Here is a 20,652-nt window from a genome sequence, read left to right on the forward strand (position 1 = left end):
TTCTCAGCTAATCGAGAGATATCACGTGGGCAGCATCATATACTTCACATGGGCTGGGAATATCAAAGGTGCTCAACAGATAGCGAGGTTGTCGAACGACATACAAAGAAGCTCCATGAGCCAAAGAGTACCAGTTCCAGCACTTATATCTACAGATCAGGAGGGCGGTGTAATATCCAGGCTACCGTCTCAAATAGTTCAATCCCCTGGGAGCATGGCATTGGGAGCTGCAAGGGCAAAAACATATGCATTTAGAGCCGCTTACATAGTTGGCAAGGAGCTCAGAGCTCTAGGGATCAATCAGAACTTGGCTCCAGATGCTGACGTAAATATCAATCCGTTCAACCCAGTGATAGGTGTGAGATCCTTTGGGGACAGATCATGGTTAGTAGCCAGACTAACAGCTGCGCAGGTGAGAGGATACCAAAGCGTTGGCGTGGCCGCAACAACCAAACATTTTCCAGGACATGGCGATACAAATGTCGATAGCCATACGGGACTCCCAGTCATAAAGCATACTAGGAGGCAGATAGAGGATATAGATCTGCCTCCGTTCAGGGCTGCCATTGACTCAGGAGTTGACGTCATAATGACCGCGCATATAGTTGTCCCGGCGCTTGATTCATCGGGCAGACCAGCAACTCTCTCCAAACCAATCTTGACGGGTTTGCTTCGCCAGCAGCTCGGATACAAAGGCGTGATAATGACAGATTCTCTAGAGATGGCGGGAGTCCGGCAGATGTTTCCAGATAGCAGAGTGCCAGTGGAAGCCATCAAGGCTGGAGCAGATCTGCTACTTATGCCTCCAGATCTAAACCTAGCGATAAACTCTGTAGTCAATGCTGTGGAAAGAGGAGAGATAAGCGTTTCCCGCATAAACGCTTCGGTGCTACGTATTCTCGAACTTAAGGCGCGGCTGGGGTTGTCAACAAATCCCTACGTTGATACGAACTCATTAAGCAGCCATGTTAAGACTCACTGGCATATCCTTAGTGCCGCTGACATCTCTAACCACACCATCACTGTTATCCGCAATTCGGGCGTGCTCCCACTAAAACCCAATTCTGGTCGAACAGTCTTAGTAACAGGTTGGGGAAATGAGGCGACAAGAGAGGTAGCCCTCAAGATGTCCAGCTATGGCGTAAGAGTCACAAGGTACTCTACAGGGGACCACCCATCTCTCAACGTGCGTAATCATGCGCTTTACCTGGCTAGGCAGCAGAGCCTAGTAGTCGTGTTGACCAGAAACCTTCAATGGGATGAGTCACAAAGAGAGCTCGTGAAGGGACTGATACAGACAGGTAGACCAGTAATAGTACTTTCAGTCGAGCTCCCATATGACATAGCTTACGTTACGAGCGCTAAGACCTATGTAGCAACCTATAGCTATAATCCCGTCTCTCTGCGAGCAGCTGTGAGGGTAATGTTTGGGAAAGCTTCTCCAGTAGGTAAGCTACCAGTACGCATACCAAGAGCAAACAACCCACAAGAGACCCTTTACCCATTTGGATACGGCCTAGGGTACTAGTACAATCTAGGATCAGATGCTAAAGCACTGCGATACGTAGAGGGCTTATAGTGAGCTATTCCCGCTATATCTGGATTCACAGTTTATGTAACGCACTCATGCCGGATTACTGTTAAGGGCAGCTCAAGTTGGTACAAGATAGGCACTAGTCCAAATGTGCTCCCATGATGCCCAGTGCGTACTATGTGGGGGTTATCATGAGGCTATCACGCCGAGCTTGGCGGTGGAAATACCAAGCAGAAAGGCCCTGAGCTGTCAGGTAGATGCAGGGCCGTCACCAGCAGGGGTAGGCTGCTGGCAAGAGGATTGTACCACTTCTGCTAGCTTTCCCTCTGGCAACGGACTCCTGGCTGCTGACAACAGGTTTGACAGCAACGTGAGGAGGTGTAGCTGTCAGGGGGGGTGGGAAGCTGGCAGGGGCAGAGGGACTCGAACCCCCAACCGCCGGTTTTGGAGACCGGTGCTCTACCAGTTGAGCTATACCCCTATAAATCTCAGATGAAATTATATGGAGCCAGTAGCTAGCATGTCAAACCAAATACTACTCTTGCGTTGGGCCATGTAGCTCAGGGCTCACAACAGTCATAGGCACATATATATAAATAGAATTACTGTCGTCTTCCTGTTTGATCAGTGTATTGCTGGCAACCAGTTCTTCGAGAGCTGGGGTTATCTCCTCTTCAGGGATGCCAGTCTGATCGGCCCACCAGGATGCATCACCCTTCAGGGGCTCTGGGCTCTTCTCATAAATAGTTGAATCATATATGTATTGCTTGATCTCCCGAGCTGTATCACTCAGATTCGTGGACTCGTATCCGTAGCTCATCTGCCTTTCCCTGTACACGCTTCAATACTTTACCTACAGTTACTACAGGTTAGCAAAATTAGCAGGCTAAAGAAAGCTGGCAGACTCGCCCCAACTACTTATAAGCCACGACACCGAAAGCTTGAGGCCGGGGCACCACTTTCTTGAAGCCTGCCTCCTGTAACCTGATTATCACTCCTCTGGTCACCCGGTGCCCCATCTTGTGTTCGGGATTACCTATGTAATGGAACAATCGCCCCCTAGGTCTGAGCACTCTATATAACTGCTTGTAAAAGTCCAGGGAATAGAGGTCTCCGGCAAGGCTTACTATAGGAGGATCATGGATCACTCTATCAAAGTACTGTTCCGGGAAATCGCGAATCACCTCGAAGCTGTCACCTACTATTACCTTGATTTTGGGGTTATCGAACAGCTCCCTGGACCAAGGGTTAAGCTTGGCTATCTCCACCACCTCTGGATCTATCTCCACAGTTACGACCTCATCCGCAGTTTTCGAGACCATGATGGCCGTGTAACCCAGCCCCATAGCAGTGTCCAGGACTTTGCCAGTTACTGGAGCTATAGCCCTGACCTTCTCAGCAGTATCCTTAAGAGGATCTGTACCCTTGATTCTGTGCATGGGGAAACCGCCAGCTACCAGGGTTGGCGCACCATCTGTGGCTAGCAGGCTATAGAATCGGTTGGTGTAACCTGAATAGCTTTGTATTGGGACTACTTCCTCTCCACGGAGGACGAAGCACTTGTTTGAAAGCCTGCCGGTGCGAAAATGACCAGCTATCTCCTCAATCACAGACCACGATAGCCTACGGCCATCGGGTAGCTTAACTCCTTCCGAATCCAAGAGCACCTTTATCTTAGTGAGGCCGAGATCAAAAGAGGACTCAATATCATTGACACCTGACTGACGTGCCTCAAGCAGCTTTCTAGCTTCGTCTACAGAAAGCCACAAAGTATCATGGGCCACAACTGATGACATCACTTCATATTCTACTATTTCTACTACGGAAGAACATGCCTGACCAAAATATCAGTGATCTGATCAGGTTCCATAGGCCTGCAAAAGAAGTACCCTTGAGCCAGATCACAACCCAGAGTACTTAAGGCATCAACTTGGACCTGCTTCTCAACCCCTTCAGCTGTCACAAGCATGCCAAGCGACTTTGCAAGCATAACCAAGGCGTGGACTATCGCTGTACTATCGGGATCTACCCCAAGGCCAATAACAAAGGATCTGTCAACCTTTATGACGTCTAAAGGAAATTTCCTAAGATAGCTCAAGCTGGAATAACCAGTTCCCACATCATCTAGGGCCAGCCTGATACCAAGGTCCTTAAGTCCTTTCATGGTCCTAGCGGTGGATGCTGCATCATCCATTGCCACGGTCTCTGTGATCTCCAGTTGCAGGCAGGATGGCGACACATCCATGTCCACAAGTATGCTGGCCAGTTCCTCCAGCATAGTGGGCTTTTGGAATTGCCTGGCAGTAAAGTTCACGCTTACTAACGGCAATTCCCCACCAACTCGCTTCTGCCACTCCTTATGCTGCCTACATACCTCGCGCAGCATCCAGTCGGTCAACGGCATTATGAGCCCTGTATCTTCCAGCTCCTTAAGGAACTGATCTGGCAGGAGAGTCCCCCTTTCTGGATGATGCCAGCGCAATAGTGCTTCGAGTGCTACTACTTCCCTATCTCGCAGCCTTACCACAGGCTGATACACTAAGCTGAACTCCTCGCGATGGACAGCTCTACGTAACTCAGACTCAAGCTTTAGCTTCTCTAATGTAAAAGTGCTCATGCTCAGATCATAAACTTCGTACCTTGCGCGCCCCCTACTCTTAGCCCAGTACATAGCAACATCTGCATTATGTATAAGCTCCTCTGCATCAGAGTGCTCATCACTGAGTGCTATACCGATGCTAGTACTTATATATAGTTCTTGGCCATTGATGGAAAACGGCTTCTCCAGCTCCTGTATGACCCTCTCCGCCACTTGCTTGGCATATTCCAGCTCGCAGATAGGCTCCAGGAGGATGGTAAATTCATCGCCACCTCGGCGTGCTACGGTGTCCGCAGAGCGGACTACACTTAACAACCGATTACCTACCTCTATCAAGAGCTGATCTCCATACTGGTGGCCCAGGCTGTCGTTGACGTGCTTGAACCTATCTAGATCCAGGAAAAGCACTGCACAACAGGAGTTATACCGCTTGGCTCTGGCAAGTGCTCCCCTAAGCCGATCCATAAAGAGCGCTCTGTTGGGGAGGCCCGTCAAGGCATCATGGAAGGCTTGATACGCTAGCTTGTCCTCAAGCTTCTTCTTATCGGTAATATTGACGAGAACTCCCTGCCAGAACAAAGGCTGCCCCTCAACATCTCTGACTATAACCGCTTCGTCTCGCACCCACACGATCTCTCCGCTCTTAGAGATCATTCTGTACTCTTTTCTAAAAGGCACCCCCAGCTCTTCGGCTTTTTCCATGGAAGTAGCCACATCTTCATAATCATCAGGATGTATTATTCGCGACCAGGGATCAGGGGTACTTGTCCATTCCTCGGGAGTATAGCCAAGCATGCCCTCTATCTGGGGACTTATGTAGGAAACCACACCCCTCATCCCCATCTCTTCTATATATGTAACCGCAGGTATCTGCTCCACGAGTTTTCTATATCGTGCCTCGGCTCTCATCAGGTCCTGGGCGGCTCTTCGGTACTCTATAGCTGCTGCCAATATGTTGGATACGGATTGGAGAAAGTTGATGTCATCTGGGGAGAATATCCTGGACTCAAGGCTATAGGCACAGAGCAGACCATAAGGGGAGTTTTGCCCTCCTATACTGACCGACAGGGCGCTCTTGATAATTCCCTGCTGCAGATAGCGAATCTCAGGAGGATAGACGCTGAACGTAGCATTGTCGGGAGATGGATGCCGTTCATCCTTTGCCACTGTTAATCGAGAACCTATTATCCCCTCTGGCCAACCATGTCCAGCTTCCAGGACAAAGGTCTTGCCCTCATCAGTCTTCCTAAGAATCGCCGAATACTTCACACTCAGGACACTAGCCACCGTATCAGCAGCCTTCTGAAGCAGAGAGTTCAGATCCTCCTCAGCCAGCGCTAACTGGCCCAAATAAGCCACGGCCGCTTGCTGCTTTGCCCTGGTCTGCAGTTCCTCTCCTGCCTTCAGGCGTTCACTCAGCTCTTTTTCAAGCTGCTGATACAACCGAGAGTTCTCTAGGGCTATTGATGCCAGATCAGCCAACCTATGCAACAGATGGAGGTCGTCTTCAGAAAAGACTTTGCCCTGTGTAAAGCTGACGAATCCCAAGGAACCAACAGGTCTACCTTTGAGGTAGATCGGCACTGCCATAACCGCATGAAAGGCCAAACTATCGAACATCCTAGCACGTTCAGGCCATGAAATATAGCCCTCAAGGATTACCGGCTTGCCAGTGTGCCATACCCTCCCAGATACACCCTCGCCAGGTTCCAGCCAAGTACCCTCGTAACTGGTGAACACACCGGTACCCACCCATAACCTTAGTTTGCTGCCATCCTCGTCTTCCAGGTATACAAAGCCGTTTTCCTCATTGAATAGAGGGGCAGCTCGAGTAAGCAAGGTGCGGAAAACATCACTAGGATCTAGCCTGCGCATGGTAGCCAGTGCGATCTCGTGGAGGGCGCTGAGGTACACGTTCTGTCTTCGTAGCCTCTCCTCACCTTTCTTCTGATCAGAGATGTCTACAATTACAGCTACTAGACCTACAAGCATCCTGCGTTTGTCACGTATCGCTGATATCTCCACCTGGACGGGAACGATCCTACCTTCCAGGGGGAAATCCACCTCACCCCTCCAGCTGCCCTCCTTGAGCACTACCTGAATCACTTCTCGAATGTTCTCACTCTTATCTATAGCGGGGGCGAGCTCGAATACTTCCTTCCCAATAGCTTCCTGAGGGGTGTATCCGAATAGGTCACTCGCCGCCGAGTTCCAATGCACCACTCTCATCTGCATATCGCAGGCAATCACCGCCACAGGCACCTGATCCAGTAGCCTTGCCTGGAAGAGGATCCTAGAATCAGCTTGCTTCCTGCTAGTTATATCCTCAAGCATGCACACAGCCAGTTCCACATCACCGGAGTGAGATCTGATAGCAGAGACCGTCAGGTTACCCCAGATCTCACCCCCATCCTTGTGGAGATATCTTTGCTCTACATGGTAGTGAGTGTTCTTTCCCGAGAAGATTCGAGTGAATCTACCTCTTAGAGTAGACACATGATCTGGGTGGACAAGCTCTAGGAAGTTCTTCCCTATCAAGTCATTCTGGGTATAGCCCAGCATTTTGGTCAATGCTTTATTAGTCTTTAATATCCGTCCCTCCTGGTCAATCAGGGCCATACCTATGGCTGAATCTTCAAAGATAGCCCTGAATCTCTCCTCACTCTCCCGCAGTGCCTTAGCAGCCTCTATCCTATGAGTAATGTCCAGCATAGAACCTACGGCCCTTATTGCCTTGCCGGTTGCATCGCGAACTATATACCCGCGGTCAAGCACGTAAGCGTAACTGCCATCTGCCTTCCTAAATCTGTACTCCTCTGACCATACATCGGCATCAGAATTGATAGCTTCGTGGAGGCTCCTCCTCAACCTTTCGATGTCATCTGGGTGGCAGCGTTCCTCCCACCACTCGATGCTGGTTTCAAACTCGTGATCAGCCTCGTAGCCAAAAAGCCTCTGGATGGCATCATTCCAGATAATTCTGTTTGTGGAGAGATCCCAATCCCAGATGGCATCATTGGTGGCCTTGCTTATGAGTTGGTTACGCTCCTCACTTTTACGTAAGGACTCAGCTTCCATGCTAAGCCTCTCAACGAGCTTGGCGTTCTCAATAGCGATCGCAGCTTGGTCTGCCAATATGACCAAGAGCTGCAGGTCTTCGTCATCAAATTGATTCAGTCCCACTTTTGATAGGGTGATTACGCCCACTACTCTGTCGTCGTACTTTATGGGCACTGCAAGCATCGACTCGTCGATATCGTTCGTTCCTGGTATCAGCCGCGTGCGGGGATCTTTAGCAGCATCGTGGAGCAATGCAGGCTCACCATGCTGTGCTACCCAACCTGTAATCCCCTCTCCAAACTTGACCTTAAGATTCTCCACCTCTTCGGGGGAGTACTCAGCATGATCCGTTATGACTGCAGCAGGCACTAGATACTCATCCGATGCCAGGAATATACGGCAGGCATGGAAGTCGACTAGCCGCCGCAGCTCCTCAGATATGGTCTTAGCTATCTTCCTAACGTCATTCAATCTGTTCAAGCGAGAAGCTATGGATTGTATAACCCTTAGCCTATCTGCTCTTGAAACGGCAGCATTATATAGATCTCTGTTTCGCAAGGCCGTAAAGGCCTGCTCTGCTAGGGATGAAAGTATAGAATAGCTTATATCCTTTGGATGATTTTCATCTTTGTAGAAGACCCCTAAGACTCCCATTGGGCTATTCTCAGGCCCAACTTTCACACACACGCCGGTTAGCCTGCTGGATGGATTTCCATCCGCTAAATGCAACTCATACAAGGCTGGCTCTGAAGAGGCTAGATCCCTAGACAGACGTCTTAGCCTTGTATGAGTCTCTACGTCGATCTCAGCAGTGGATATAGCGCGATCTCCAGCAGCTTCGTGAACAAGCAGGACAGCGAAATCAGCATGGAGCAGTTCGTTAGCAGTATCCACCAGGAACCTGAGAGCAACCTCTGAATCCTGAAAGTTATTGATAGATTTAGATACTTTATATAAGGCATCTACCTGCCTTACACGATCTGAGAGCTCATTTATGAGGTTAAACTTCTCTATTGCCAGGGCTGCATGTTCCGCGAAAGTCTCCAGATCCTGTATCAGGTCCTCTCCAGGGACCTTCCCACTTAGGGGTTCATCTACCGAGAAGAAACCGATAACCTCTTGCTTACTATCCAAAAGAGGCACTATTAAGAAATGATAGGGATCCCAGTCATCCGAACTCTTGGCTTCCGGTATGTCTGGTATTACATACATATCACCAGGCACGTCCTGTAATACCTGACGAGAATGCCATGGTGGTACCAAATAGGACCGACTAATTCTGAACTCTTCCCTTAGGAGCTTATTCCAGAAGTCAAATGTGGTGTAAGTTCCCAGAAGTATGTCGTCTGTTCCAGTGATAACCCGGAAACCTTCTCCCTCCCTTACGTTTACCAGGATCACTTGAAACCCAGTAGCTCTTATAGCAGTAGCAGCCAGCTTAAGCAGGCTAGCCCTAAGCTCCTCGTATGAGTTTAGCTTGTCGCTTTGAGAGGTTTCTATAAATTCCTCTTTAATCACTCTAGTTTCCTGTCTTTTACATCATGTCCATAGTTGTTATTACCCTATTATGAGTTTACTTTTGCTTATCTGCAATGGTTATATAGTACTAATTTCTTTGAAGCACTTAAATACCATAATTTACCTACCAAAGGGAACTGATATACCGTACCATTTTCCTATTCCCTTCTACTTGCATTCATGTAATCATTTACTTTAGATTTTGCGTTTTTGTAAATTGGGGAGATTTATAATGAGAAACAGCTTAGTAGCTATATTTGCTACTGCTCTACTATGCTTGACAGCACTGATAACACCTTCGGTCAAAGCTGTTGGTAGCTACGGTGATATGGAAGGCAGAGTTACCTACAACGGCCTGCCAGTAAAGGGAGCTTCTATATCAGCCGATGGGCAGTCTGTTACATCGGATTATCAGGGAAGATTTAAATTTGCCCCCCTACTGGTACAAGACAGCTGGCGAGCTATAAACGTTACAGTCAGAGCATCAGGTCTTGGCACTTGGAGGCTATACAACGCAGTCATCATCCCTAACGATACCTTAAGGTTGGATGTGAAGTTATCGAAGCATGATGTCACTCTTTCTCAGCCTCTTCCAGGTACTACCAAAAACAACTTGGCACCGTCGACGCTCTCACCTGAGCAAGACCAGAACCTCAAGCCGGCGGCCACCACTTTGGGCTCCCAAAAGGTACCCCCAGGAGTAATTAGAGTCTACGTTACTGACAAGACAGGGCTTTCGCCCGAAAATATGTGGAGCTGTAGATATGATCCAGTACCTGAAGGCAAGGTTGTGGAAGTGCCTTTTAAGGATTACGTCAAGCATGTGCTTCCAAACGAGTGGTTTGCCAGTTGGGACATGGAGGCTTTGCGAGCTGGGGCCATGGCGGTAAAAAGCTATGCCTGGTACTACGTGTCCAGAGGAGGCAAATGGTACCGGCTGGGAGCTGACGTCATGGACACCACCTGTGATCAGGTATACAACCCAGCAGTTAGTTATGAGAGCACAGACCAAGCGGTAGAGAGTACCTGGTATCAAAGACTAACCAAAAACGACTATATAGTTCCCGCTTTCTACAGAGCCGGCACCAAAGGTGATCCAGGCCAGCAAGGCTCCGGTGTCATGAGCCAGTGGGGTAGCCAGTACTGGGCTACCAAAGGCAAGACCTGGGACTGGATACTGCATTACTATTATGATCCCGTCGATATCTTGCCAGCTACCGAGGCAGACCTCAGGATCTACTCGGGACCCAACGTGACCAGTACCACACCCACCTGGGGAGAGCCCTTCAACGTCAGAGTGACGGTCAAGAACTATGGCAGCGAGCCTATGCAACTCCAGGAACTCTACATCAAGCTTCGGGGACCCAACGGGGAGGTACTTGACCTAGGAGGAGATAATAACTCCAACCCCATCAATCCGGGAGAAACACGTACCATCGTCAAGTACGTACCAAGATTTGCCATCGACTACCCAGGTCTATATGGCAACTACCTACTGACTATGACCTACATAGATCCAGGCGGATTCTTAGCTCCTGGACTGCCGCCGGGGGAGAGCTCTACTTCTACGTCTATACCACTCACAGTGGTAGCTCCGTCTTACAAGGCACAGATATATTCGATAACTCCTGATTCCCCCAGCTACTACGAGCAGACGTCAGGAAGCGTTACCGTGAAGCTCAAGAACACAGGCAACGCTACTTGGTACCAGAACAGCTCCAGCATCCAGAACGCGGTTAGACTAGTTACATATAACGATGCCTTTCACCCGAGCAGATTTTACACGGAGGGAAATTGGTTATCCTCCTCCAGAATCCTCATGCAGGATTCCCTGGTCAGGCCTGGGGGCATCGGGACTTTTAGGTTCAAACTAAGTGGCGATCTACCTCCAGGAGAATATACGGAGTATTTTAGGCTTAGAGTGGAGGGATCCTTTAGCTCCACCTATAGGGGTTTCTTCGGCGATCAAGTTATTGTGAAGATCAACGTCCTTGATGATACCACTCCCCCAAGCATTGCTGTTAATGCCCCTAGCTACTCGACAGAGCGGTCTTCAGAACTATCTTTCCCGATAAGTTGGCAGGGTGTTGACCAGCAGACAGGCGTGAAGGACTATGACCTCTTCTGGAAGAACGGCACAGATTACGTGCCGTGGAAGACAGCCACAACCTCAACCTCGGCTACATTCGGCAACGGAGATCCCACGAACGTGGTGCAGGGAGGAAATTATCTGTTCAGGCTTCGAGCCGAAGATATTGCAGGCAACGTGAGCTTGTGGAGAAACTTCAGAATTATTGTACCCTTTGATGATACGATGTTTAGCTACAACCCTGGCTGGCGCAGCTATTACAACCCCTCTGCCAGGCAGTTCCTGCACACCTTCCACTATGCCTACTCATATGGCAGTCGAGCTACTTTCTCCTTCTATGGTCGCAGAGTGGCATGGATCGGTGTCAAAGGCCCCGCAAGAGGTATGGCCGAGGTATGGATCGACGGTTCCAAAGTCGCAACAGTGGACCTATATGCCCCCAGGTACAGTACCAGGACGGTGGTGTTTGAACAGTTCTTGGGCACCCGCAATGCCCGACACATGATAACTATCAAAGTGCTGGGTAAGCGCAATCAATTATCAACAAGCAACAGGGTCGATATCGATGGTCTAGCAATTCTTCGCTAAGGCGATTCCTTTAGCATATTGAGGGCTTTCCGATAGCTTGGGGAGGCCACGGGTCCCTGGAGTAGAGGGTCGTCCGTGGCCTCCATCCATTGCAGGAGCCTATCTCTGAGATCTCTCTCAATATCAGCATAGTCAGGACTACCTGCTAAGTTATGCTGCTCTAGGGGATCAGCCTCCAGATCATATAGCTCGATCGCTGGATGTTGTGTTGCGCTGTAAAGCTGGGTGAACCTGCGGAATAAGGCTCCCATCTGGATATCGCCAGGCACCTCTACCAGGAAGCTTGATTCAAAGTTAACTATATACTTATACCTATCCGTTCTTATCGCGCGCATGGGATCGTAATAGCTGTGGAAGGTCTTCTCAGCAAACACCTCATTACGCACCACGCGATCATCTGCTATCGACGGGAGGAGAGATACTCCCTGTAGGAACTTCGGCAGAGGATCGACCCCAATCATGGCAAGCAGGGTGGGGAGTATATCGACATTGCTCACCAGAGAATCGATCTTTTCCCCGGATTGAAATGGGCCAGCAGGCCACCTCAACAACAAAGAGACACGTAATCCCGGATCATAGAGTGTACATTTGGCTCTGGGCATAGCGATGCCGTGATCCGTAGTGAACACAAAAATCATCTCGTTCCTGAGACCGTGTTGATCTACGGTTTCTAGAATATCCCCCACCAGCTTATCTGCTACCTCCACAGATCGATAGAACTGCAGCATCTCCTCCTTGCTCTCCGGGGCATCTGGTAGAAAGCCAGGTACAAAAACCTCACGCTGGGACTGTAAATCCAAGCCTGCACCTTCGTATGGACGATGAGTCTGGTTCAGGTTGATTTCGAAGTAAGCAGGAGAAGCCTGGAAATCGTGAGCCTGCACTATTCTCATGAACTCATTTACTACAGCTTCCCCACTTCTATCATGAAACATCAGGTCAAATCCTAACCTTGATGGGTTAGTAGTAACGTGCTGATGCCCAAGCAGGAAAGTAGCATAGCCTAAGTCTTTGAGTATCTGAGCCACATGTTTCTCATCAGGATACAGGTCCCAATCAAAGGGATGATGGGTCAGACCCATTACCCCGTTACTATGCGGATAACGCCCGGTGGCTATGGCCGACCTGCTCGGGCTGCATTGAGGGGCTACACAGAAAGCATTCGTGAACTGTAGCCCCTCACCTGCTAATCTGTCTAGATTAGGTGTGGCAGGAGTAGGTACACCATAACAATGCAGATAAGTCCCAAGATCATGACATGTCACGAGCACTATAGAGGGACGATCCACTACTTAATCTCCTTCCCTAACCAGAGACATCACAAGGCTCCTAGGACCACCTCTTGCTCTGATCAACTCTAAACCTCTCAGGGTTATGACACATCTCTCGCAAGAGCGGGCGCTATCGGGATTACTTAGCGCATCGGTAGCTTGAATTATCTTATAACCCCTCTTGCTAAGCTCATTTAGCGTACTCTCTGGAGAGCTATAAGAAATAATCTTCCCTGGCGATACAGGGAGCAAGCTGGCTCCTCCCCACCAGTATTCACGCTTCTGAGCAACTGCATCGCTTCCTCCACAGGGGATGATATCCAGCGGCTCACCTATCAAGCTCTCCAGAGCATCAACCAGCTCAACCACCTGCGTCTTAGGCTGCTTGCCTCGTTGCAGCACTACCTGGAGCACATCCACAGAGTAATGACTGTGGCCCTTGACCGCCGGAGGAAAGGCCACATACTCGAAGGGAGAAATTGCTGATAGCACAGCATCCAAATGAGGTATGTAGTCCGGGAGCATAATCACGAATATGTAGCAGATATCCTCCACGACATTCTGAAGGTGCCTTATAAGCCTTTCAACTGCTGAAGAGTTGGTCCGGACGCCATGTCCTACCAGGAGGATATTGGGCCTAGGCTGTAAGATGTTACCCCCTTCTAGATAGCAAGGAGAGCTGTTCTCATCCCCCATCATCCAGTTATGCCAAGTGATATCCTGCCCTATGGAGGCATGCTGCAGGATGAACCTCCATAACAGGTTTTCTCGTCTGCGCACCTTCTGGGAGTTCCATCCCACAAACATCTCTTGACCGATGACGGCCGCCAGGTCGCGTACAAACATCAGGTTCGGTACGGGCTGAAGCTGATACAGATTATGCCTTATGAAGTCAGAAACCGAGAGGTCCGAGCCTACGGGCTTACCAGCTATCAGTAGACGAGCCAAGTAACTGGCATCATTTTGGGATTCATCCTCGAAAGCGGCTTTTAGCTTGATGGCTTCCTCAGCGTGCAGCCCTTCCAAATCTGACACACCCTCTACTAGCCTGAGCTTATCCAAAGGGTCCGAGGAAGACAAAGCCTCCTCAAGGAGGGCGGTAAACTGGAGAACCTCAACATTAAATATTTCCTGTAAGACTTTTACCAGGGTAAGGTGTTCCTCTCTGGCACCCTTCTCATAGAGGATATCGCTAAATAGAAAGTCACGCAGCTTGGAGGGAGCAACCATGGAGAGCTCTCTCCCTGGGGTATGTACCAGGGCCTTTCGGAGGGCGCCGCTCTCGGAGCTCACTTGCAAACCACTCATCTAGCTACATAACCTCGGGAGCCTCTATACCAAGCAAGTACAAGGAGTTTGCTAAACACACCTTGGTAGCATATACCAGAGCTAGCCTGAAGTTGCGTACTTCCTCCTCTGCTCTCAAAACAGGGGAAACTCTGTAGAACTCATTGAACGTCTTAGCGAGCTCGTACACGTAGTTAACAACATGCAGAGGCTTATACTCCCTGGCGGCCCGCTCCACGCTCTCGTTCAAACGCGAGATCATCTCAAGCAAGTTAGTTTCCACAGTCGATAGCTCCCCTATTCTGAGATTCTCCCAATCTATGTCAGGAGCTTTCTCGAGTATTCGACAGGCTCTCGCATGAGCATACTGAACATATGGTGCGCTAAAGCCATCAAAATCTAAGGCTTCTTCCTTATCAAAGACCAGCACTCGAGTATTGTCGCGGTTGAGCATCCCGAACTTCATGGAGCCCATACTTACTATGCGGGCTATCCTCTCCTGCTGCTCTTGAGGCATCTCAGGATTCTTCTCACGAACCACCTCGAGTGCCCTCTCGTACATCTCTGTAGCGAACTCGTCATAGCCCACAGTTGTGCCCTCTCGCGAGGACATGGGACCTGTCGGCAGAGAAACTAGCTCGTACGGTATATGCTGGCTGTTACGTGCCTGCTCATAACCTAACAGCTCTAGCACCTTGAATACCTGCTGGAAGTAAAGCGTCTGCCTGACATCTACCACGTTCAGTATGCGATCGACCTTGTACTCGTCGAACTTCGTACGGGTCAGAGCGAGCTCTTTCGTCTGATACAGGGAGGTACCGTCACTGCGCTGGAGCACGATGGTCCTATAGGTTTCTTTTTCTAACCCAAGCTTCTGATCAATTCTTACAATAGGAGCGCCCTCATCTATCTCGGCAACGCCCTTGTTCAGAAGATCCTGTACGATCTTCTTGCCAGGTTCTTCGAATTCACTCTCGAAGAACCAGACATCGAAGTTTACATCCAGCTCCTTAAATATCCTACGGAAATAATTCAGGCTCCACTCACGCGTTCGCCTCCAGAGCTCTACAACCTCTGGATCCCTCCTGTCCCAGCGTGCGAAGAGATCTCTGTACTCACGCTGATAATCAGGATTGGATTCTATGGCGCTGTTAGCCTCTACGTATATACTTTCCAGCCAAGGTCCTATCTTATAGGGGTCTTCAGGAGGCTGCTCGCCACTGTGCCACTTGTTGTAACCCCACAGCCACTTGATGACATGGGCGCCTATGTCGCCTATGTACGAGGCTTTTAGTACCTTACGATAGCCTGCAAAGTCGAGTATGCGGGCTATGGAATCACCCAACGCGGTGTTTCTTAGGTGGCCTATATGAAACTGCTTGTGAGTGTTGGGCTGGCCATACTCTACCATCACGGTCTCATTCTTAAGATCGCCCTTTCCGTAGCTATCCTTCTGCTCATGCACTGTAGCAAGTAATCTCAAGGCTACGTCTGAGGGCTCAAAGAACATGTTTACATACCCGTTCTGGGCCTGAACGTCCGCAAATATACCCTTTCGGACTAGATAGCTGGCTATTGATTCGGCCAAGGACTGCGCCTTCTCACGGGAAGCTGCCTCCAGTAACTTACGAGCTTCCTTCTTAGATAAACCCTCAGGGATATCTACCTGAACCTCATTCCTGGCTAGTTGATGACACACTGAGGTAGCTAATCCCCATTGCCCAGAGAAAGGTATCTGCCTAAGATCTATATTTTCAGGCTGGGGTAGGCCCAGCTGTGCTATTGCTTCCCTGATTAACTCTTTAGCCTGACTTATCTCCTGCTGTAACACCTACAACTATCTCCGAACCCATACTTTCATTACGACTCTCAGATTATAAGGTAAGCCATCCTAAGTGATCCAGAATGCTCAGACTCTTGGCATAGAGCGTGCTGCGTATTATTATGGATAGATGTACATAAATTTTACCCGGAGGGTACGTACATGTCGCAGGGAGGAGTAATTGACCAGATAAGAGAAGGCATGGAAGTTCTATCATCGGATGGCCAAAAGTTAGGCAAGATCAAGAACATCTGGTATGGAGCAGCCTCTGGTATGTCGTCCGCATACAGCGATGAGGAGAGCTGCATAGAGGTCAGAAGCGGGGGGTTGTTCAGCAAGGAGACGCTTTACATACCATTCCGCGAGATCGTAGATGTATCTGGTAACAACGTCAAGATTAAGGCCGATGCCCAGGCTGTGCACAAGAATCCAGCCTGGCATACAAAACCCTCATGGATTGGCCAATAATAGAGCATATCTAATATTCTCTTTGGTGATTGTTAGTTTTTACTTATGAAGATTCTTCTGCAAAGAGTGAGCAGAGCCGAGGTCCGTGTTGATGGATCTCGCGTAGCAAAGATAGATAGAGGTCTCCTGCTGTTCGTGGGTATATCCCAGGAGGATGGCCCCGAAGTCATAGCTCCAATGGCGGAGAAAGTCGCCAACCTGCGGATATTCGAGGATGAGCAGGGAAAGATGAATTTGTCTGCCCTGCAGGTGGGCGCAGATATCCTTGTCGTCTCACAATTTACTCTACTTGCTGACGCCCGCAAAGGCAGGAGGCCAAGCTTTATTGAAGCCGCCCCTCCCAATAGGGCAAGTGCATTTATAGACTGCATGGTGAACTGCTTCAGAGATATGGGGTTTGAGGTCCAGACAGGACAATTTGGGGCACACATGGAAGTAGAGCTAGTGAATGATGGCCCTGTAACTATAATGCTGGACTCTAGAGAGATACTTAGAAGACAGACGAACGATTGACTGATTTTTCGAGAAATTCATCCCACGGGCACTTGACATTAGTTATTTATTTTGTTAAGCTCAGGGTACGAGAGGCGGGGAGCCGAAAGGTTCTCCAGCAAGCAGAGAGGAGGACAAAGGCATGAGGCTCTATCCTCTCAAGATTAATCTCCACGTCTTGGAGGTGAGGTTCCAAGTTGACAGTTAACGCCCGTAAAGGGCTAGACGGAACCCTTAGGTAGTACTGGGGCGTAATCGGCTCCAGGGCCTCCAGACGGAGGTGTAATGAGTGTGAGAACACTCAAGGCTTGGATCTCTGGATCCAAGCCTTGTTTTTTTGATTATAGCGCTACTAACTTCTAACTAAAACTTCTGACCTGCCTTATACACAACCTTACCTAACACCTGACTTTTATCTTGTATCCTGTCCGTCAGTATCCACAAACTTCACTAAGACTTCAGAATAAACCTCAGCAATATCTGCAGTGCGACTTGCTCACCTGTCCATTTGAAAATAGTTCCTCTCCTGATCTGTGGGAACATTGGTTCTTAGACAAAGCCCCAAATTAGTACCATTTTCCTATTCCTGACCAGAAGTGGGTAAGATACACTGAACGCGGTTAACCTAACATTAACATTTTTGTGACCAAGTAAAAGGCCAGAAATTATTGACAGGCGATTTATGAGATGATACTCTTTATCCAGCTTGTGAAGCTTATCACAAATGGCCTATAACGTCTTTATCCATATAGTTCATCCCGGCCGTTGGCGCATGTAGTAGGAGGTATGGGTATACGGAAAACGGAGAGATGAGCTAGAGATCATAAGAGATTTATTGCTAATTCGAGCGTACCTAACCTGCACTCACCACAACTCACCACCAGGTTAGGAAGAATATGCAAAACAGCGAGAAATCGGAGGGATGTCTGTGATTAGGAAATTAGTGGGGCTAGTTCTTGCCCTGGTAGTAGCCTTTGTAAGTTTGAGCTTCGTATCGCCAACTAGCGAAGCCGCCTATATAAGACCTGGCTCGTATGCCACCACTACTGCAAACCTTAACCTGAGGTCTGGCCCGAGCACCTATTACTACGTAAAGCGCGTGATCCCCTATGGCGGCCGTGTATATGTGCTCTCTGGCCCCTATAACAGATACTGGTACAAGGTCCGATGGAGCGGCACGGTAGGCTACGTTCATGGGTATTACCTGCGCTCCGGCAGCACTGTTAGAACCACTAGCTACTATTACAGTAGCAAGGGGCAGGCCATAGCCAACACCGCCAAGCGCTATGTAGGTTATAGATATGCCTACTACGGTAACACCCCATCTGAGGGCTTCAGCTGTGTAGGCTTTACTCAGTGGGTGTACAGGCTCAACGGCATATGGATACCTGAGAGCCTCTGGGGCCAGTACAGCATGGGGTGGGGCGTATCCCGTAGCAATCTACGCCCTGGCGATCTGGTGTTCTTCCAGAACACTTTCTGGAGAGGGCTGTCCCATGCTGGCATATATGTGGGCAACGGCTGGATGATAGACTCGGGGACGCCTCAGACGGGCGTACACTGGAGCTACATCTACGACAGCTACTGGCGGTATCGCTGGTTCGGAGCTCGCAGGCTCGTCAACTAGAGCTTGGAAAGACAATATGAGGGAGGATTAAATCCTCCCTCATTTGTTTTTAGTTGTCTTAGTAAACTTAGAGCAGCTGGCCCAAGGGTGATAGTCTCTCGACAGCTTTAGCTATCGTCTCTATCCGCTTGGGGAAGGCAAACCTGACCAGCCCTTTTCCAAGCTCCGGGTTATGATAGAAGCTGGAACCCGGGACAACTGCTACCCCATAATCGTCAATGAGGCGATTGGCAAATTCTACATCATCCCCCAGGCCGAACTTCTCTATCTCTGCCATGATGTAGTAAGCGCCCTTAGGCTTATAGGCCACGAAACCTATATCTACTAGTCCTTGGTAGAGTAGGTCTCGCCTCTCCTGGTACTCCTGGCGCATCTTGATGTAGTACTCGTCTGGCATCTGCATGGCCACTACACCGGCCTCTTGAAGAGGCGCGGCAGCACCCACAGTGAGAAAATCATGCACTTTCCTGATGGCTAGAGTTATGTCAGGCGGTGCTATAACGTATCCCACTCTCCAGCCGGTTACGCTATAGGTCTTGCTAAGGCCATTGACGACTATGGTTCTGTCTCTCATACCCTCAATGGTCATCATCGAGATATGTTCGCTATCATCGTAGACTATATGCTCATAGATCTCGTCCGTAAAGACCAGCACATCGTGTTCCTGACATAGTGCAGCTATAAACTCAAGCTCGTCTCGGCTATACACCTTCCCGAGAGGGTTGTGAGGAGTATTGATAATTATTCCCCTTGTCCGGGGCCCAAACAAAGAGGCCAGCTCATCACGATCGAAGGACCAATCCGGAGGGTTCAGAGAGATATACTTGGGCTGAGCGCCAGACAATATACAGTCAGGTCCGTAGTTTTCGTAGAAAGGTGAGAAGATTATGACCTCATCGTCGGGGTTAAGTGTGGCCATCAAGGCTGAGATCATGCCCTCGGTAGCGCCACAACAGACCGTTATCTCCGTCTCGGGGTCAATATCCACTCCAAGGAACTTCTTGGTCTTCTGTGCGATGGCCTCTCTGAAGTTGCGCGCGCCCCAAGTTATAGCGTACTGGTTAATATCCTCTTGGATCGCCCTGCACGCGGCATCCTTGATCTCCTGAGGTGCAGGGAAATCAGGGTATCCTTGAGCTAGGTTGATGCCGTTGATTCCGTGCTTATCTATGACCCTACGGGTCATCTCACGAATAACGCTCTCAGTGAACGTCTCAGCCTTATAACTGGTCCTGCGCTTCAGACGCACTTCAAAACCTCCAGATTAGAATTAGCCCGCAAGCTCCACGAGCCTTCTGGCCCTAGGCAAGTGCCTGGAATACTGCATTATCTGCTCCACGGGGTCAGGGGTATACCCAGCCTCAGCTATCCAGTACAGGGGTACTCTCGCCATCTCGTAGGGCAGAACGCTGATCTCCACATCCAGGAGTGGCCATCTTGATAGGTAGTTGTAGCGATCCACCAGCCTACCGACTCTGGGGAAGAAGCCTTTCTCCCAGTTGTCCCCTTCGAGGCGGTCAAAAGCCCAATATAGGCTGTAAGCCACCTCGAAAACGCGTTCACGCTCTGCCATGAAATCGAAATCTATGATACCTACTATCCTACCGCTCTTCACTAGGACATTGTCCCAGCCATAATCACCATGCACTACCTGTCGTGGTAGCCTATCTGCATAGCCCTTCCACTCTCGGTCAAGTACCTCCAGGATCTCTTTGGCCTGCTGCCTGATACGCATAGCATCCTCTATACCTGACTCCCGTATCTTCTCAGCACATAGGTCCTCAGTATCTTCTAGCATCTTGAGGGCCTGCTCAGGAGTGACATAAGTGCTAACTGTTGGAGGGAACAGGTGATCGACCTGGAGGGTAAGCAAATACTCGTGCATCTTTGCTAGCATCTCGAAGGAGTGCAGATAGAGGTCCCAGCCATCTACACACCCTTCGTGGGGGATATACTCCTGGAGCTCAACCAGCCTATCTCTGATCTGTATCCAGGTTCTGTTGTCCAAAGTCCTGCAGACCTCAGGGACGGGGAATCCCCTATCCTTGAGTGACTGCATCACGGTGTGTACGCTTTCCAGGCGCTCAGCTGTGGTCCATGGCCTGTGGGCTCTGGCCACGAATTCTCCCTGAGAGGTACTCAAGAGCACAACAGTGTTCACGGCCCCATCCAGCAGCTTTTTGCCCAGAATAGTCCCCAACCCATAGCTTTGGGCTACAACCGCTAGATCTTGGTCGCTGAGCGTAATCTTAGGGCCGGTAGGAACTTCGGTGTACACTGATATCACCCCATTAAGA

The 20,652-nt window shown here is 49.6% G+C and carries 13 protein-coding genes and 1 tRNA gene; 5 read left to right on the plus strand and 9 right to left on the minus strand.

From position 1 onward, the window contains the following. Window positions 1-10 precede the first annotated feature (10 nt). Window positions 11-1,528 carry a glycoside hydrolase family 3 protein gene (locus N2245_RS09585; protein WP_494536535.1) on the plus strand — a complete coding sequence of 506 codons (1,518 nt, stop codon included), beginning with the start codon at window positions 11-13 and terminating at the stop codon, window positions 1,526-1,528. A 411-nt stretch (window positions 1,529-1,939) separates the two neighbouring features. On the opposite strand, the gene N2245_RS09590 is transcribed toward N2245_RS09585, so the two are convergent. The 4 genes from N2245_RS09590 to N2245_RS09605 all read right to left on the minus strand — a co-directional run bounded on the left by N2245_RS09590 (window position 1,940) and on the right by N2245_RS09605 (window position 8,711). After that, window positions 1,940-2,015 (minus strand) — tRNA-Trp (locus N2245_RS09590). A 54-nt stretch (window positions 2,016-2,069) separates the two neighbouring features. Then, window positions 2,070-2,354 carry a hypothetical protein gene (locus N2245_RS09595; protein ID WP_494536516.1) on the minus strand — a complete coding sequence of 95 codons (285 nt, stop codon included), beginning with the start codon at window positions 2,352-2,354 and terminating at the stop codon, window positions 2,070-2,072. A 94-nt stretch (window positions 2,355-2,448) separates the two neighbouring features. Further along, window positions 2,449-3,330 (minus strand): class I SAM-dependent methyltransferase, encoded by an 882-nt coding sequence (locus tag N2245_RS09600; RefSeq protein WP_494536536.1) that lies wholly within the window; start codon window positions 3,328-3,330, stop codon window positions 2,449-2,451. Window positions 3,331-3,353: 23 nt separating this feature from the next. Then, on the minus strand, window positions 3,354-8,711 hold the full coding sequence (locus tag N2245_RS09605; RefSeq protein WP_494536517.1) for a PAS domain S-box protein: 5,358 nt from the start codon (window positions 8,709-8,711) through the stop codon (window positions 3,354-3,356). A 232-nt stretch (window positions 8,712-8,943) separates the two neighbouring features. Between N2245_RS09605 and N2245_RS09610 the strand changes: the two genes are divergently transcribed. After that, window positions 8,944-11,388 (plus strand): SpoIID/LytB domain-containing protein, encoded by a 2,445-nt coding sequence (locus tag N2245_RS09610; protein WP_494536518.1) that lies wholly within the window; start codon window positions 8,944-8,946, stop codon window positions 11,386-11,388. Here N2245_RS09610 and N2245_RS09615 read toward each other — a convergent pair. From N2245_RS09615 to argS, 3 genes are read right to left on the minus strand one after another with little or no spacing between them, the layout of a single operon-like run. Continuing rightward, window positions 11,385-12,677 (minus strand): sulfatase family protein, encoded by a 1,293-nt coding sequence (locus N2245_RS09615; RefSeq protein ID WP_494536519.1) that lies wholly within the window; start codon window positions 12,675-12,677, stop codon window positions 11,385-11,387. The genes N2245_RS09610 and N2245_RS09615 overlap by 4 nt on opposite strands. 3 nt (window positions 12,678-12,680) lie before the next feature. Next, window positions 12,681-13,967 carry an arginine deiminase family protein gene (locus N2245_RS09620; protein ID WP_494536520.1) on the minus strand — a complete coding sequence of 429 codons (1,287 nt, stop codon included), beginning with the start codon at window positions 13,965-13,967 and terminating at the stop codon, window positions 12,681-12,683. Window positions 13,968-13,971: 4 nt separating this feature from the next. Beyond that, complete coding sequence (gene argS / locus N2245_RS09625) at window positions 13,972-15,777, minus strand: arginine--tRNA ligase (RefSeq protein ID WP_494536521.1); 1,806 nt, start codon at window positions 15,775-15,777, stop codon at window positions 13,972-13,974. Between the two features lie 153 nt (window positions 15,778-15,930). Here argS and N2245_RS09630 point away from each other — a divergent pair, with 153 nt between their 5' ends. From N2245_RS09630 to N2245_RS09640, 3 genes are all read left to right on the plus strand, one after another. Then, a complete protein-coding gene (locus N2245_RS09630) occupies window positions 15,931-16,236 on the plus strand; it encodes a PRC-barrel domain-containing protein (RefSeq protein ID WP_494536522.1) in 306 nt (101 codons plus the stop codon). Window positions 16,237-16,281: 45 nt separating this feature from the next. Beyond that, window positions 16,282-16,749 (plus strand): D-aminoacyl-tRNA deacylase, encoded by a 468-nt coding sequence (dtd, locus tag N2245_RS09635; protein ID WP_494536523.1) that lies wholly within the window; start codon window positions 16,282-16,284, stop codon window positions 16,747-16,749. 901 nt (window positions 16,750-17,650) lie between these two features. After that, window positions 17,651-18,355 (plus strand): C40 family peptidase, encoded by a 705-nt coding sequence (locus N2245_RS09640; RefSeq protein ID WP_494536524.1) that lies wholly within the window; start codon window positions 17,651-17,653, stop codon window positions 18,353-18,355. Window positions 18,356-18,422: 67 nt separating this feature from the next. On the opposite strand, the gene N2245_RS09645 is transcribed toward N2245_RS09640, so the two are convergent. Both N2245_RS09645 and N2245_RS09650 read right to left on the minus strand, forming a co-directional pair. Continuing rightward, a complete protein-coding gene (locus N2245_RS09645; RefSeq protein ID WP_494536525.1) occupies window positions 18,423-19,604 on the minus strand; it encodes a pyridoxal phosphate-dependent aminotransferase in 1,182 nt (393 codons plus the stop codon). Between the two features lie 21 nt (window positions 19,605-19,625). Continuing rightward, window positions 19,626-20,633 (minus strand): phosphotransferase, encoded by a 1,008-nt coding sequence (locus N2245_RS09650; RefSeq protein WP_494536526.1) that lies wholly within the window; start codon window positions 20,631-20,633, stop codon window positions 19,626-19,628. Window positions 20,634-20,652 lie beyond the last annotated feature (19 nt).

The organism is Thermobaculum sp. T2p, from assembly GCF_059335935.1.